Below are 1,083 nucleotides of genomic sequence, written 5' to 3'. Positions count from 1 at the left end.
CGTTGGCTGCGGCACGGAGGGTCGTCCCCCGCACCTAGCGCCCATCGTTTACGGCTGGGACTACCAGGGTATCTAATCCTGTTCGCTCCCCCAGCTTTCGCGCCTCAGCGTCAGTGAAGGCCCAGAGGGCTGCCTTCGCCGTCGGTGTTCCTCCCGATATCTGCGCATTTCACCGCTACACCGGGAATTCCATCCTCCCCTGCCCCACTCGAGCCCGCCAGTTCGGGTCGCTTCCGGGGGTTGAGCCCCCGGCTTCGACGAGGCCGCTTGGCGGGCCGCCTGCGCGCGCTTTACGCCCAATGAATCCGGATAACGCTCGCCCCCTACGTATTACCGCGGCTGCTGGCACGTAGTTAGCCGGGGCTTCTTCTGCAGGTACCGTCAGGCTTCTTCCCTGCTGAAAGCGGTTTACGACCCGAAGGCCTCCTTCCCGCACGCGGCGTCGCTGCGTCAGGGTTCCCCCCATTGCGCAATATTCCCCACTGCTGCCTCCCGTAGGAGTCTGGGCCGTGTCTCAGTCCCAATGTGGCCGATCGGCCTCTCAGCCCGGCTACCCGTCGTCGGCACGGCGGGCCTTCGCCCCGCCGTCTACCTGATGGGCCGCGACCCCGTCCCCTCCCGCCAAGGCTTTCCCGGGGCCCCCATGCGGGGGCCCCGGCGTATCCGGTATTAGCCTCGGTTTCCCGAGGTTGTCCCGGTGGGGGGGCGGGTTGGTCACGTGTTACTCACCCGTTCGCCACTCTATGCGCCCCCTAAAGGGGGCCTTAACCGTTCGACTTGCATGTGTTAGGCGCGCCGCCAGCGTTCATCCTGAGCCAGGATCAAACTCTCCGTTCGGAAGCCCGGGCCCGAGAGCCCGGGTAAGACGCTTCCGTGACGTCCCGTCGACCCGGCCCTTCTCATCTTCGGGGCCGGCCCCCTCAGGGGCCGGGCTCCCGTGAGACGGGTCCGTCTCGTTTTCGGAACTGTGGTCCGAATGTCTAGGATTCCATGAATTCGCTTGCGTCACAGTATCCGGCTTTCAAGGTTCCCCGCGCCTCGGGGCTCGCCCTCGGCGCGAACGGTTATGTTACGCGCGGGCCG

1 rRNA gene is annotated in these 1,083 nt (G+C 66.2%); it reads right to left on the bottom strand.

What is annotated here, in order from left to right:
• Nucleotides 1-837, bottom strand: a 16S ribosomal RNA gene (locus HMPREF0762_RS09510); the annotation flags it as partial.
• Nucleotides 838-1,083: the final 246 nt, after the last annotated feature.

Origin of the sequence: Slackia exigua ATCC 700122 (assembly GCF_000162875.1) — a bacterium.
Taxonomy (GTDB): domain Bacteria; phylum Actinomycetota; class Coriobacteriia; order Coriobacteriales; family Eggerthellaceae; genus Slackia; species Slackia exigua.
Note: the sequence above shows the minus strand (reverse complement) of the source record. Positions and strands in the feature narration are given on the sequence as shown.